Raw genomic sequence first — 12,135 nt, 5'->3', positions numbered from 1 at the left:
GGCTTGACTGAAAACTTTCAATAATGTAGTATTCTTACCACTTTCATGTATTGTTTAATGAAAAGTTAGACCGGTGCGACCGTTAACAGCACAATGAGTAGTTTGTTTAAAGCTAAAAATTAAAGGTGGAACCACGTTAATAGCGTCCTTAATACATCAATGTTGGTGTGTTAGGGACGTTATTTGTTTCATAGAGAATTCAGGAGGTAGAATTAATGTCTAGTATAAAAATTACATTTCCAGATAATTCAGTAAAGGAATTTGATGCTGGTGTAACAACAGCTGAAATTGCTAAATCAATTAGTATCAGTTTGGCTAAAAAAGCTGTTGCAGGAAAAGTTGATGGTAATTTTGTTGATTTAAATCAACCATTAAAAGAAGATGGATCTATTGAAATTATTACAAAAGATTCTAATGATGGATTAGTTGTATTGTGGAGAACAGCAGCACAAGTTTTAGCTAATGCATTACATGAATTATACCCAAATATGAAATTTGGTTTGGGTGATGTTACAGAGCATGGATTCTATTTTGATACTGATAATTCTGAAGGCCAAGTTGCAGAAACAGATTTTGAAAAGATTTCTCAAAAAATGTCTGAAATAATAAAGGCAAACTTACCTATAGAACGAGTTGAGTTTTCAGAAGAAGAAGCTTTGAATTTAGTATCAGGTGACGAATATCAAGAAGAATTAGTTAGAGATGTAGCTAATAAAAATAATGGTAGAGTAGTTGCTTATAAGCAAGGTGATTTTATTGATATCACTGATGGAGTAGTTTTATCTTCAACTGGTGAAGTAAAGATTTTTAAACTATTATCTGTTGCTGGTGCATACTGGAAAGGTGCTTCAAGCAATCCAATGTTACAACGTATCTATGGTACAGCTTTTTATAAGCAAAAAGATTTGGATGCTGAATTACAACGTCAAAAAGAAGCTCGTGAAAGAGATCATCGTGTAATTGGAAATGAATTAGATTTATTCTTTGTTGATCCTAAAGTTGGTGCAGGATTACCATATTGGATGCCAAATGGTGCAACAATTCGTCGTGTAATTGAACGATATATAATTGATAAGGAAGTTGCATGGGGATTCCAACATGTCTATACTCCAGTTCTAGCAAATTTGAACTTGTATAAGCAATCTGGTCATTGGGATCACTATCGTGAAGATATGTTTCCACCAATGGATATGGGCGATGGTGAAATGTTGGAATTACGTCCGATGAACTGCCCATCCCATATTCAAGTTTACAATCATCACAAGCGTTCATATCGTGAATTACCATTACGTATCGCTGAATTAGGTATGATGCATAGATACGAAAAGTCTGGAGCATTAACAGGATTGTCTCGTGTTCGTGAAATGACTTTGAATGATGGTCATGACTTTATTGAACCAGATCATATTGAAGATGAAATTAAGACTTTAATTAAATTAATGACGGAAGTTTATAATGACTTTGATATTACAGATTATCGTTTCCGCTTAAGTTATAGAGATCCTAAGAATACAGAAAAATACTTTGATGATGATGAAATGTGGGAAAAATCTCAAAGTAAGTTAAAAGCTGCTATGGATGATATGGGTCTAGAATATTTTGAAGCTGAAGGCGAAGCTGCATTCTATGGTCCTAAGATTGATGTCCAAACTAAGACAGCTTTAGGTGGAGAAGAAACATTATCAACTATCCAATTAGACTTCTTATTGCCAGAAAGATTTGATTTGAAGTACATTGGTGCTGACGGTGAGGAACATAGACCAGTTATGGTTCACCGTGGAATTGTTTCAACTATGGAACGTTTTACAGCTTACTTAACTGAAATGTATAAGGGTGCATTTCCAACTTGGTTAGCTCCACACCAAGTAGATATTATTCCTGTTAAGAATGATTTACATATGGATTATGTAAATGATTTAAGCAGTAAATTAAGAGCACATGGCATTCGTGTTACTGTTGATGATAGAAATGAAAAAATGGGATATAAGATTCGTCAAGCCCAAGTAAACAAGATACCTTATACACTTGTTATTGGTGATGAAGAAGTTTCAAACGGAACAGTGACAGTTCGTAAATATGGTGAAGAAAAGACTAACACTATGACAAAAGCTGAATTTAAGAATCTTTTGTTTGAAGATATAGAAAATTATAGTAGAGAAAAATAATTTCTATTATAGTCTTGACGCTTTTAAGTGTAGTTGATATACTTATAAAGTTGAGAAAAAAGCAGAGGCACCCGCTTCTCGCCTAGGAAATGTAGGTTTCCGGGCAGAAATTATGATATTAATTCTAATTAAAACGGATTATTAAGACGGGCATTCTGATTTTTTGGATGTCCGTTTTCTGCATTTTCTCTCTGAATTATTTTTGGAGGTGAATATCATAGCAGTCGATAAAATGGTTAATGAAGGCATTCGTGCTCGAGAATTAAGATTGATTAGCGATAATGGTGACCAATTAGGTGTAAAGACTAAGCAAGAAGCTCTAAAAATGGCTGAAGATGCAAATCTTGACCTGGTTTTAGTTGCTCCTAAAGCTAAGCCACCTGTTGCAAAAATCATGGATTACGGTAAATATCGTTTTGAACTTCAAAAGAAACAAAGAGAAGCTCGTAAAAAGCAAAAAGTTGTTAACATCAAAGAAGTTCGTTTAAGTCCAACTATTGATACGAATGACTTTAATACTAAGATGAAGAATGCACGTAAGTTCTTATCTAAAGGAGACAAGGTTAAAGTTTCTATTCGTTTTAAGGGACGTGCAATTACTCATAAGGATATTGGTCGTGATGTCCTTAATCGTTTTGCAGAAGCAACTGAAGACGTTGCAACTGTAGAGTCTAAAGCAAAAATGGATGGTCGTAGCATGTTCTTAATGCTTGCACCAAAAACTGAAAAATAATAAAACAATTTATTTATTTTAGGAGGATTTATAATCATGCCAAAACAAAAAACACACCGTGCATCAGCAAAACGCTTTAAGCGTACAGGAAATGGTGGTTTGAAACGTTCAAACGCCTACACATCACATCGTTTCCACGGTAAAACAAAGAAGCAACGTCGTCAATTACGTAAAGCTTCAATGGTATCTGCTTCAGATATGAAACGTATCAAGCAAATGCTTTCTCAAATGAAATAAGAATATCTAAGATAAATATTATAAAGAAGAAAAGTTACTTAATTATGTAACTATACCTAGTATAAAGGTTGAATTTTTAAGGAGGAATTGTCATGCCACGTGTTAAAGGTGGATCTGTTACACGCCAACGTCGTAAGAAAATTATCAAATTAGCTAAAGGTTATCGCGGAGCAAAGCATATTCAATTCAAAGTTGCTAAGCAACAAGTTATGAAGTCATACCAATATGCATTCCGTGATCGTCGTAAGACAAAGTCTAACTTCCGTAAGTTATGGATTGCTCGTATTAATGCTGCTGCTCGTCAAAATGACATTAGCTACAGCAAGTTAATGCATGGTTTGAAGTTAGCTAATGTTGAAGTTAACCGTAAGATGTTAGCTGATTTAGCTATTACAGATGCAGCTGCATTTACAGCACTTGTTGATGAAGCAAAGAAAGCTTTAGCTGCTGAATAATTTAGTTTTTTAATTAAGTGAGAAGGTATTTTACCTTCTTGCTTTTTTTATATCCTTAAAATTACTTATAATTTTGTATAAACAGATTGCTCAGGGAAAATATGATATAATTTAAATTGATAAAATATTAGGAGAATTTTCAATGTTTAAAAGATTTATACCGACTTGGAAGATTGAATCTATTTATGATTTAACACCACAAGAAGTTAAAAATCATGGAATTAAAGCAATTTTAACGGATTTAGATAATACATTAATTGCTTGGAATAATCCAGATGGTACACCAGAACTCAGAAATTGGTTAAAAGTTATGAGAGAGGAATCTATACCAGTTATAGTTGTATCAAATAATAATCATAGGCGTATAAAAAGAGCGGTAGAACGTTTTGAACTTCCATTTGTCTCAAGGGCATTAAAGCCATTTGTTAGAGGAATAAATATTGCTAAGAAGAGATATAATTTAAAGAATAACGAAGTTGTTTTGGTCGGAGACCAATTAATGACAGATATTGCTGCTGCTAATAATGCTGGTATTAGGAGTATTCTAGTTAAACCTTTAGTTAAAAGTGATGCATGGAATACTAAGCCAAATAGGATATTAGAAAAAATCATAAAAAATAATTTAATAAAAAATAATAAAATGGAAAAATTATGGAGGCATTCCTTAGATGACAGAAACTAATAATGAAATTTTATATTGTATTGGGTGTGGAGCTAAAATCCAATCTAAAAACCCAAATGAACTAGGGTATACACCAGAATCTGCTGTAAAAAAAGGGTTAGAGACAGAAGAGTTGTATTGTCAACGTTGTTTTAGATTGAGACACTATAATGAAATAGCAGATGTAAGTTTGACAGATGATGATTTTTTAAGATTACTAAATCAAATTGGTGAATCAGATTCATTGATTGTTAATGTTGTAGATATATTTGATTTTAATGGATCAGTTATCCCAGGACTACATAGATTTGTTGGTAAGAATGACGTTTTGTTAGTAGGTAATAAATCTGATTTGTTACCTAAGTCTTTAAAACGTTCACGGATTAAAGACTGGTTACGTCAAGAAGCTAATAAACAAGGTTTGAGACCTATAGATGTAGCACTAACTAGTGCAAGTAAAGGGTATGAAATTGATAATTTATTAGAATTAATTGATAAGTATCGTAAAGGCAGAGATGTATATGTAGTAGGTGTTACTAATGTTGGTAAGTCCACACTTATTAACCGTATAATTAAGCAACAAACAGGTATTTCTGAGTTGATTACAACTTCGCGTTTTCCAGGGACAACATTAGATAAAATTGAAATACCATTTGATGATGGTAAAAATTTGATAGATACACCGGGAATTATTCACAAGCAACAAATGGCTCATTATTTAACAGGAAAATCGTTAAAGTTTGCTTCTCCTCAAAAAGAAATCAAGCCTAAAGTTTATCAATTAAATGAAGGACAAACCATTTTCTTAGGGTCTTTAGCAAGATTTGATTATATTTCTGGCGGACGCACAAGTGTAATTGCATATTTTGATAATAATTTACCATTACATCGCACAAAGTTACAAAATGCTGATAAATTTTATGAAAAACATGCAGGAGAATTATTACAACCACCTACTAGAGAAGAATTGGAAAAAATACCTAAACTAACCAGATTTGAATTTAAGATAAGTGAAAAAAGTGACTTAGTATTTTCAGGATTAGGTTGGATAAGTTTAAGTCCGAATACAATTGTTGCTGGTTGGGCTCCAGAAGGTGTAGGAGTATTAATAAGAAAAGCAATGATTTAAGTATAGAAAGAGATGTGTAATATGAAACTTAGAGGAAAACAAAAACGATATTTACGTAGTGAAGCTCATCATTTAAAACCTATTTTTCAAATTGGTAAAGATGGGTTGAGTGAAGTATGGTTAGATGAAGTTTTAAAAGCATTAGATAAAAGAGAACTATTAAAAGTTAATATTTTGCAAAATTCACTAGTGGAAGTTGAAGAGGTTAAAGAATTTATAGAGAATAATAGTGATGCACAAGTTATTCAAACAATAGGTAATGTGTTAGTTCTGTTTAAAAAGTCTGGTAAGGCTGGAAACCAAAAAATTTCAGTAAAAGTTGCAGAATTATAAAAATTAGAGGGATATACAATGGTTAAAACAATAACAATTCCTGAAATAAAAGTCATGGCTGAATTAATAACGAATATGAAACATAAGAGGGTAGGAATATTAGGTGGTACTTTTAATCCGCCACATCTAGGACATTTAATTATTGCAGAACAAGTAAAAAGCCAATTAAATTTAGATGAAGTAATGTTTATCCCCGATTACCAACCACCTCATATTGATAAAAAAACAGCTATTTCTGCTGAAAAGCGACTAAAAATGGTGAAACTTAGTACGATGGATGAGCCTGAATTTAAAGTTAGTGATATAGAGTTACGACGTAAAGGTGTAAGTTATACAATAGACACAATTAAGGAATTGAAATTGAAGAATCCAGAAGTAGACTATTATTTTATAATTGGTGGAGATATGGTTGAGTATCTACCAAAATGGCATAGAATAGAAGAACTAATTAAATTAGTAAAATTTGTTGGTGTTGGTAGACCTGGATATAGAAAGGAAAGTAAATATCCAATTATGTGGGTAGATGTTCCAATGACAGATATTAGTTCAACTTTAGTTAGACGAAATGTAAAGCAAGGATGTTCTATAAAATATTTAGTGACACCAGAAGTGGAAAACTATATACATGAAGAAGGTTTGTATCGTGAATAATCTAGATTTAGAATATACAGAGGGAATTTTTTCCGGAACGCGAGAAGAATTGGTAAAAAAAGTAAAAGAATCAGTAAAAGAGTCAAGATTTAAACACATACTTGGTGTAGAAAAAGCAGCAATCGAATTAGCTAAGAAAAATGATTATAGTACAGAAAAAGCAAGTATTGCTGCTTTAGTACATGATTATGCTAAGGAAAGAACACCAGAAGAATTTAAAAAAACAATTTTAGATGAAAATTTATCTAAAGATTTGCTAAATTGGAATAATTTTATTTGGCATGGTGTAGTTGGTGCAGAAATCATTAAAAATGAATTGCAAATTAAAAATGAAGAAATTTTAAATGCTGTTAGACGACATACTGTAGGTGATGTTGAGATGACAACTTTGGATAAGATTATATATGTTGCCGATTACATTGAAGAGGGACGCAGTTTTCCGGGAGTAAAGCTAGCTAGAACAATTGCTAAAGCAAATTTAGACGATGCTGTTAGTTATGAAACTAAACATGTTTTAGAATTTTTGTTAAGTCAGGATAAAGTTATCTACCCTAAAGCTATATTAACTTATAATAAATGGGTAGCAGAGTAATTATTTGAAAGGATTTTGATTAATGGATAGTAAGAAACTTTTAGAAATAGTTGTAAAAGCTGCTGATAGTAAGAGAGCAGAGGATACAGTAGCATTAGATGTTCAAGGAATTAGTATTTTAGCGGATTATTTTGTAATTACACAAGCTAATTCTGAACGACAAGTAAAGGCTATTGCTGATGCAGTTAAAGAACAAGTTTATGAAGCTGGTGCTGATGTTAAAGATATTGAAGGAAAAGATGGAGCAAACTGGATATTATTAGACTTAGGCGATGTAGTAGTTCATGTTTTCAAGACAGAAACTAGACAGTTTTATAATTTAGAAAAACTATGGTCTGATGCACCATTAGTAAATATTGCCGATTGGATAAAATAATATGATATATACAACGTTCGCCCAATTGTACGACAAATTAATGGATCCGCAAATGTATAAGGATTGGGTGTCTTATTTTGATAGATATGAATTTGAAAAAAATAGTAATATTTTAGATTTAGCATGTGGTTCTGGAAGATTTGCAGTGGAAATTGCAAAGAAGGGCTATGATGTAACCGGATTTGATTTATCTGAAGAAATGTTGTCATTAGCATATCAGCATTCATATGAAGAAAACATAGAATTAACATTAGTTGCTGGTGATATGCAAGATTTATCAGGTCTAGAAAAATATAATGTTGTAACTTGTTTTGCTGATTCTTTATGTTATTTACCTAATAAAAGAATATTAAAGAATGCATTTAGAGAAGTGAAACAACATTTAAAAAAAGATGGTGTTTTTTTGTTTGATGTAATAACGCCATATAAGACTGATAAAATATATCCAGGATATATGTATAATTACAGTGATGATGAGCAAACTTTTGTATGGACAACATACTTAGGAGAATATGAACATAGTGTTGAACATGATTTAACTTTTTTCATTTTTGATGAAAGTATTAATGCATATAAAAAAGTTAATGAACTTCATAAAGAAAGAACTTACGAATTAAGAGATTATATTGAATTGCTGAAAGAAGCTGGCTTTAATCAGATAGAAGTAAGTGCCGAATTTGGACGTGAAGATATAGAAAAACAAACTGAACGTTGGTTCTTTAAATGTAGTATTTAATAAGTGGTGATAGTAATGAAAATTATTGGTATTATAGCAGAATATAATCCATTTCATAATGGTCATCTATATCAAATAGAAAAAGTTAAAGAGATTTATCCGGAATCAATCATAATTGTTGCTATGAGTGGTAATTTTCTACAAAGAGGGGAGCCTGCAATTGTTGATAAGTGGGTAAGAGCAAGACAAGCATTGTTGAATGGTGTAGATGTAGTTGTAGAGATACCGATTGCTGGATGTGTACAACCTGCCGATAGATTTGCTGAGAATGGGGTACGAATATTAAGTAATATGGGATGTGAAGAACTTTTCTTTGGTGCTGAACATGCTGAGTATGATTTTATGACATATGCACAGTTGGTTCAAAATTTAGATAGTACTGAATTTTCAAAAAAAAATATATCTTATGCTGAAGCATTCCAAGAAGCTGTTGCGGCAAAAATAGGACATAATATAGATTCACCTAATGATGTCTTAGGCTTGGCATATGCTAAGGCAAATTTGAAATTTGGAAAAAAGTTAAAGTTAAATCCAATCTCTAGAAATGTTGCAGGTTATCATGATAAGTCTTTGTCTCCTGATAGTAATATCGCAAGTGCTACAGCAATCAGAAAAGTTTTGTTTTCTAAAGACCATAATTTAGTTGATAAGTATCTTCCTTCCTACCAAGATTTAAGGGATGAAAAATATGTTTCTTGGGATGATTTTTGGCCATTTCTAAGATATAAACTAATATCTAGTGATATTGATGAGTTAGCTAATATTTACGGGATGGCTGAAGGAATTCAATATAGAATGAAAAAGAAAGCTTTAGAACTAAAGACAGAAGCGACATTTGATGAATGGCTAAAAGCTGTTAAATCAAAAAGATTCACATACACTAGGCTAACAAGATTATCAGTTGCTACTTTAGTAGGAATGAAAGTTAATGATGTTAGTTTGTATAATAAATTTCCTTATGTGCATTTATTAGGATTTACGAAAAATGGACAGAAAGCTTTGAATATAATGAAGAAAAATAGTGAAATACCATTACTGGCTAAAATATCCCAACAAGATAAAGATGACTTTTATCATGTTGATTATAGAGCTGGGAAAATTTATCAATCTCAAAATTATAAAGAGCAAGATTTAAAAAGAGCCCCATTGATATTTTGAGGTGTCAAGGAAAAAACATTGACAAAGGTTTAAATGAAAGTTATAATCAAATTTGTTGCATTGGGAGGAATATAACATGAAATGGTCTTTAAAAGAGCTAAATCAAGCAAGTGAAGCTCCAATCCATTTTACAGAGAATTTAGATTTGAATGAAGCATTAAAATCTAGAAGATCTGATATTATAAAAGTTTCAACAGTACATGTTGATGGAATGTTTTCTGTCGACGAATTAGGAGTTTTAGGCTATATGAAGGTTAACTGTACAGTAACCTTACCTTCTAGTCGTTCATTTCAACCAGTCGATTTAGAACTTAATTTTGATGTAACAGAGCATTATTTAAGTCATTATAATCCGAATTTATCAAATTTTGAAGATACGGATGTCGTTATTGTATTAAAAGATGATATACTGAATCTTGCAGATGTTATAGAAGACAATATATTGTTACAAATTCCTATGCAGGTTTTATCTGTAGATGAGAAACGAGATGACGCAGTTATGCCGTCTGGTAATGACTGGAGTGTCATTCGTGAGGAACAGTTGCAGAAAAACAATCATAAGAAAGATAATATTGATCCAAGATTAGCTAAGTTAAAGAATTTCTTTGATGAAGATAAATAGTAATAGCTATTGCAAATTTTGTGAATAACAAGTAGAATCTTTCTTGGTAGATTTATTTATTGTTTTAAGGAGGTGTCTAATAATGGCTGTACCAGCACGTAGAACATCTAAAACTCGCAAGAGATTACGTCGCACACATTACAAGTTACAAGTACCTGGTATGAGTGCTTGCCCAAATTGTGGTGAATTACGTAAAGCACATCATGTATGCCCAAGTTGTGGATACTATGGTGACAAGGAAGTTGTAAAAACTAAGTAATCGAAATATTAATTAAGATTAAAGGGACCATGGCCCTTTAATAACTTGGATAACGCTTTTCTTTATTCAGAAAGAAAAGCGTTATTTTAATATTTACTAAATAAAAAGTACGATAAAATTTTGAGATAATAATTTTATCGTACTTTTTTGAAAACTGGATTATTTTTTTGACACATCAATGTACTTAAAATCAGGATTAATAGATTTATCTAAACTATTGAATTGCTGTTCCATTTTTTCAATAATAATTTTCTGATTTTTATCGTTAATTTTCATTTTCCTATCTAAATAGATTGGATCTCCAAAAGCAACTGTAGTTTTTTTTCTAGTTAAAAGTCCTTTAAAGGTTAATGGCCCTTGATACACAGCAGGAACAATAGGAACTCCTGAAAGTTTAGCAATTAAAATTGCTCCACCTTTTAGTTTTTGAGAATGTCTAGTTCCAGATGGAAACATGATAAGTGATAAATCTTTCTTTTTTAACCATTTAACAGGAGTTTTAATAACTGAAGGTCCAGGATTTTCTCGATTAACAGGAAAAGCATTGGCGTGTACAAGAATGAATCGTAATATAGGATTTTTGAATAATTCTTCTTTAGCCATAAAAGAGAATTTCTTTGGAGAAGCAGCTAATGCAAAATATAAAGGATCGAACCAAGTCCTATGTGGGCCGACTAAAATATAATTTCCAGTTGGAAGTTTTTCTTTATTTAAATATGTAGGTTTTCCATTAACAATGTAAACTATAATACGAACTATCACACGAATGAAAGAATAAAACATTGAGCGACAACCTTTCTATAATTTGTTATACTACTATCATATAGTATGAAAAAAATTTTTAAGTTGCAAGTAAAAAATGAGGTTTTATAATGCATGAGGATATATTACTATCTAATGAACGAATTGATCAATTGTATTCATCAAAGATAAAAATTATTCAAAGTAGCGAAGTTTTTTCTTTTTCAATAGATGCTGTTTTATTGGCTGACTTTGCAGACTCATTGAAGAAAAAGAATTCTAAGATAGTGGATCTATGTGCAGGAAATGGTGCAGTAGGTCTTTTTTTGAGTCAGAAAGTGAATGGAAAAATAATCCAAGTAGAGATTCAAAAAAGATTAGCTGATATGGCTAGAAGAAGTATATTACTGAATAATTTAGAAGATAAAATCACAATCTTAAATGAGGATTTAAATAATTTACAAGGTTTGATATCAAAAGATTCGGTTGATATGGTGGTATGTAATCCTCCGTATTTCGCTAATTTGGAAACAAGTAAAAAAAATCCTAATCAGTACTATGCTATTGCAAGACATGAAATTAAGGTAACTCTAGAACAAGTCATAGAAGTTACAAGTGGACTTTTGAAATTTGGTGGGAAGGCTAATTTTGTATATAGACCTGATAGGCTACTTGAAATGTTAGATTTGATGAGAAAACACAATATTGCTCCAAAAAAAATTCAATTAGTATATCCAAAAAAAGATAAGGAAGCTAATATTGTATTAGTTCAAGGTATAAAAGCAGGAAAAGATGGTGGGATTCGTTACCTTCCACCTATAATTGTGTCGGAAGATAATGGAAAATATACTAATGTTATAGAGGAACTTTTATATGGTAAAGGAAAATAGCTATTATTTCTATGTATTATTGTGTGCAGACAATACTTTATATGGAGGATTTACGACTGATTTAATTAGGAGATTAAATCAACATAATGATGGAGTAGGTGCTAAATACACAAGATTAAAAAAACGTAGACCAGTTGAAATGATTTATCATGAAAAATTTAGTTCTAAAAGTATGGCTTTAAAAAAAGAATATGCATTTAAGCATCAATCTAGGGAAAAGAAAAATAAATATTTAGTTGAACATGGTGTAGATAGAAATTTAATTGAATGATTAATAAAATCATTGCAATTCATACAATAATAAAGTATAATCTTTTAAGTGTGTAAGACACAATTCACACTGCATGCGATAGTTAAAAAGTTGCTCGTCAGAGTTTTTTAACAATTGAACATGTGG

General features: G+C 31.3%; 17 protein-coding genes and 1 other annotated feature. Of the genes, 16 read left to right on the top strand and 1 reads right to left on the bottom strand.

The genetic code is table 11. The annotated features are described in order from the left end of the window. Nucleotides 1–215 precede the first annotated feature (215 nt). The 14 genes from thrS (at nt 216) to rpmF (ending at nt 10,107) form a co-directional block, all read left to right on the top strand. Nucleotides 216–2,165, top strand: coding sequence for a threonine--tRNA ligase (thrS, locus tag OZJ21_RS07790; protein ID WP_003699791.1), 1,950 nt, complete (start codon nt 216–218; stop codon nt 2,163–2,165). Nucleotides 2,166–2,218: 53 nt separating this feature from the next. Then, nucleotides 2,219–2,354, top strand: a sequence feature (ribosomal protein L20 leader region). 43 nt (nt 2,355–2,397) lie between these two features. Beyond that, nucleotides 2,398–2,898, top strand: a complete 501-nt coding sequence (gene infC, locus OZJ21_RS07785; RefSeq protein WP_003705897.1) for a translation initiation factor IF-3 — start codon at nt 2,398–2,400, stop codon at nt 2,896–2,898. 36 nt (nt 2,899–2,934) lie between these two features. After that, nucleotides 2,935–3,135 (top strand): 50S ribosomal protein L35, encoded by a 201-nt coding sequence (rpmI, locus tag OZJ21_RS07780; protein ID WP_003699793.1) that lies wholly within the window; start codon nt 2,935–2,937, stop codon nt 3,133–3,135. Nucleotides 3,136–3,227: 92 nt separating this feature from the next. Continuing rightward, nucleotides 3,228–3,590: a 50S ribosomal protein L20 gene (rplT, locus tag OZJ21_RS07775; protein ID WP_003699795.1), complete on the top strand. Its 363-nt coding sequence runs from the start codon at nt 3,228–3,230 to the stop codon at nt 3,588–3,590. Between the two features lie 142 nt (nt 3,591–3,732). Beyond that, nucleotides 3,733–4,272 carry a YqeG family HAD IIIA-type phosphatase gene (locus OZJ21_RS07770; protein ID WP_081559321.1) on the top strand — a complete coding sequence of 180 codons (540 nt, stop codon included), beginning with the start codon at nt 3,733–3,735 and terminating at the stop codon, nt 4,270–4,272. Further along, nucleotides 4,259–5,380: a ribosome biogenesis GTPase YqeH gene (yqeH, locus tag OZJ21_RS07765; RefSeq protein WP_003705899.1), complete on the top strand. Its 1,122-nt coding sequence runs from the start codon at nt 4,259–4,261 to the stop codon at nt 5,378–5,380. Before OZJ21_RS07770 ends, yqeH begins: the two co-directional genes overlap by 14 nt. Before the next feature lie 21 nt (nt 5,381–5,401). After that, complete coding sequence (yhbY, locus tag OZJ21_RS07760; protein WP_098034809.1) at nt 5,402–5,713, top strand: ribosome assembly RNA-binding protein YhbY; 312 nt, start codon at nt 5,402–5,404, stop codon at nt 5,711–5,713. A gap of 18 nt (nt 5,714–5,731) precedes the next feature. Next, nucleotides 5,732–6,364, top strand: a complete 633-nt coding sequence (locus tag OZJ21_RS07755) for a nicotinate-nucleotide adenylyltransferase (protein WP_003705901.1) — start codon at nt 5,732–5,734, stop codon at nt 6,362–6,364. Then, nucleotides 6,357–6,956, top strand: a complete 600-nt coding sequence (gene yqeK / locus OZJ21_RS07750; RefSeq protein WP_081559323.1) for a bis(5'-nucleosyl)-tetraphosphatase (symmetrical) YqeK — start codon at nt 6,357–6,359, stop codon at nt 6,954–6,956. The genes OZJ21_RS07755 and yqeK overlap by 8 nt, the downstream gene beginning before the upstream one ends. A gap of 22 nt (nt 6,957–6,978) precedes the next feature. After that, nucleotides 6,979–7,332, top strand: a complete 354-nt coding sequence (gene rsfS, locus OZJ21_RS07745; RefSeq protein WP_003699805.1) for a ribosome silencing factor — start codon at nt 6,979–6,981, stop codon at nt 7,330–7,332. A gap of 1 nt (nt 7,333) precedes the next feature. Next, a complete protein-coding gene (locus OZJ21_RS07740) occupies nt 7,334–8,068 on the top strand; it encodes a class I SAM-dependent DNA methyltransferase (RefSeq protein WP_034984133.1) in 735 nt (244 codons plus the stop codon). A gap of 15 nt (nt 8,069–8,083) precedes the next feature. Continuing rightward, a complete protein-coding gene (locus OZJ21_RS07735; protein ID WP_003709850.1) occupies nt 8,084–9,226 on the top strand; it encodes a nucleotidyltransferase in 1,143 nt (380 codons plus the stop codon). A gap of 76 nt (nt 9,227–9,302) precedes the next feature. Then, nucleotides 9,303–9,848: a YceD family protein gene (locus OZJ21_RS07730; RefSeq protein WP_003699809.1), complete on the top strand. Its 546-nt coding sequence runs from the start codon at nt 9,303–9,305 to the stop codon at nt 9,846–9,848. Between the two features lie 82 nt (nt 9,849–9,930). Further along, on the top strand, nt 9,931–10,107 hold the full coding sequence (gene rpmF / locus OZJ21_RS07725) for a 50S ribosomal protein L32 (RefSeq protein ID WP_003699811.1): 177 nt from the start codon (nt 9,931–9,933) through the stop codon (nt 10,105–10,107). A 159-nt stretch (nt 10,108–10,266) separates the two neighbouring features. Here the strand turns inward: rpmF and OZJ21_RS07720 are convergent, their stop codons facing one another. Next, nucleotides 10,267–10,890 (bottom strand): lysophospholipid acyltransferase family protein, encoded by a 624-nt coding sequence (locus OZJ21_RS07720; RefSeq protein ID WP_003705907.1) that lies wholly within the window; start codon nt 10,888–10,890, stop codon nt 10,267–10,269. An 89-nt stretch (nt 10,891–10,979) separates the two neighbouring features. On the opposite strand from OZJ21_RS07720, the gene OZJ21_RS07715 reads away from it, so the two are divergent. Continuing rightward, on the top strand, nt 10,980–11,738 hold the full coding sequence (locus OZJ21_RS07715) for a tRNA1(Val) (adenine(37)-N6)-methyltransferase (protein ID WP_003699813.1): 759 nt from the start codon (nt 10,980–10,982) through the stop codon (nt 11,736–11,738). Then, nucleotides 11,722–12,009: a GIY-YIG nuclease family protein gene (locus OZJ21_RS07710; RefSeq protein ID WP_003699814.1), complete on the top strand. Its 288-nt coding sequence runs from the start codon at nt 11,722–11,724 to the stop codon at nt 12,007–12,009. Before OZJ21_RS07715 ends, OZJ21_RS07710 begins: the two co-directional genes overlap by 17 nt. The last annotated feature ends 126 nt before the right edge of the window (nt 12,010–12,135 follow it).

Source organism: Ligilactobacillus sp. UO.C109 (assembly GCF_026847815.1).
GTDB lineage: Bacteria > Bacillota > Bacilli > Lactobacillales > Lactobacillaceae > Ligilactobacillus > Ligilactobacillus salivarius.
Note: the sequence above shows the minus strand (reverse complement) of the source record. Positions and strands in the feature narration are given on the sequence as shown.

What these genes read in the sequence shown, in the direction of transcription:
- infC (WP_003705897.1), top strand. Translation starts at nt 2,398, where the DNA reads ATGGTTAATGAAGGCATTCGTGCTCGAGAATTAAGATTGATTAGCGAT.
- OZJ21_RS07720 (WP_003705907.1), bottom strand. Translation starts at nt 10,890, where the DNA reads ATGTTTTATTCTTTCATTCGTGTGATAGTTCGTATTATAGTTTACATT.
- OZJ21_RS07755 (WP_003705901.1), top strand. Translation starts at nt 5,732, where the DNA reads ATGGTTAAAACAATAACAATTCCTGAAATAAAAGTCATGGCTGAATTA.
- thrS (WP_003699791.1), top strand. Translation starts at nt 216, where the DNA reads ATGTCTAGTATAAAAATTACATTTCCAGATAATTCAGTAAAGGAATTT.
- OZJ21_RS07710 (WP_003699814.1), top strand. Translation starts at nt 11,722, where the DNA reads ATGGTAAAGGAAAATAGCTATTATTTCTATGTATTATTGTGTGCAGAC.
- yqeH (WP_003705899.1), top strand. Translation starts at nt 4,259, where the DNA reads ATGACAGAAACTAATAATGAAATTTTATATTGTATTGGGTGTGGAGCT.
- OZJ21_RS07735 (WP_003709850.1), top strand. Translation starts at nt 8,084, where the DNA reads ATGAAAATTATTGGTATTATAGCAGAATATAATCCATTTCATAATGGT.
- OZJ21_RS07740 (WP_034984133.1), top strand. Translation starts at nt 7,334, where the DNA reads ATGATATATACAACGTTCGCCCAATTGTACGACAAATTAATGGATCCG.
- rsfS (WP_003699805.1), top strand. Translation starts at nt 6,979, where the DNA reads ATGGATAGTAAGAAACTTTTAGAAATAGTTGTAAAAGCTGCTGATAGT.
- rplT (WP_003699795.1), top strand. Translation starts at nt 3,228, where the DNA reads ATGCCACGTGTTAAAGGTGGATCTGTTACACGCCAACGTCGTAAGAAA.
- OZJ21_RS07770 (WP_081559321.1), top strand. Translation starts at nt 3,733, where the DNA reads ATGTTTAAAAGATTTATACCGACTTGGAAGATTGAATCTATTTATGAT.
- OZJ21_RS07730 (WP_003699809.1), top strand. Translation starts at nt 9,303, where the DNA reads ATGAAATGGTCTTTAAAAGAGCTAAATCAAGCAAGTGAAGCTCCAATC.
- OZJ21_RS07715 (WP_003699813.1), top strand. Translation starts at nt 10,980, where the DNA reads ATGCATGAGGATATATTACTATCTAATGAACGAATTGATCAATTGTAT.
- yhbY (WP_098034809.1), top strand. Translation starts at nt 5,402, where the DNA reads ATGAAACTTAGAGGAAAACAAAAACGATATTTACGTAGTGAAGCTCAT.
- rpmF (WP_003699811.1), top strand. Translation starts at nt 9,931, where the DNA reads ATGGCTGTACCAGCACGTAGAACATCTAAAACTCGCAAGAGATTACGT.
- rpmI (WP_003699793.1), top strand. Translation starts at nt 2,935, where the DNA reads ATGCCAAAACAAAAAACACACCGTGCATCAGCAAAACGCTTTAAGCGT.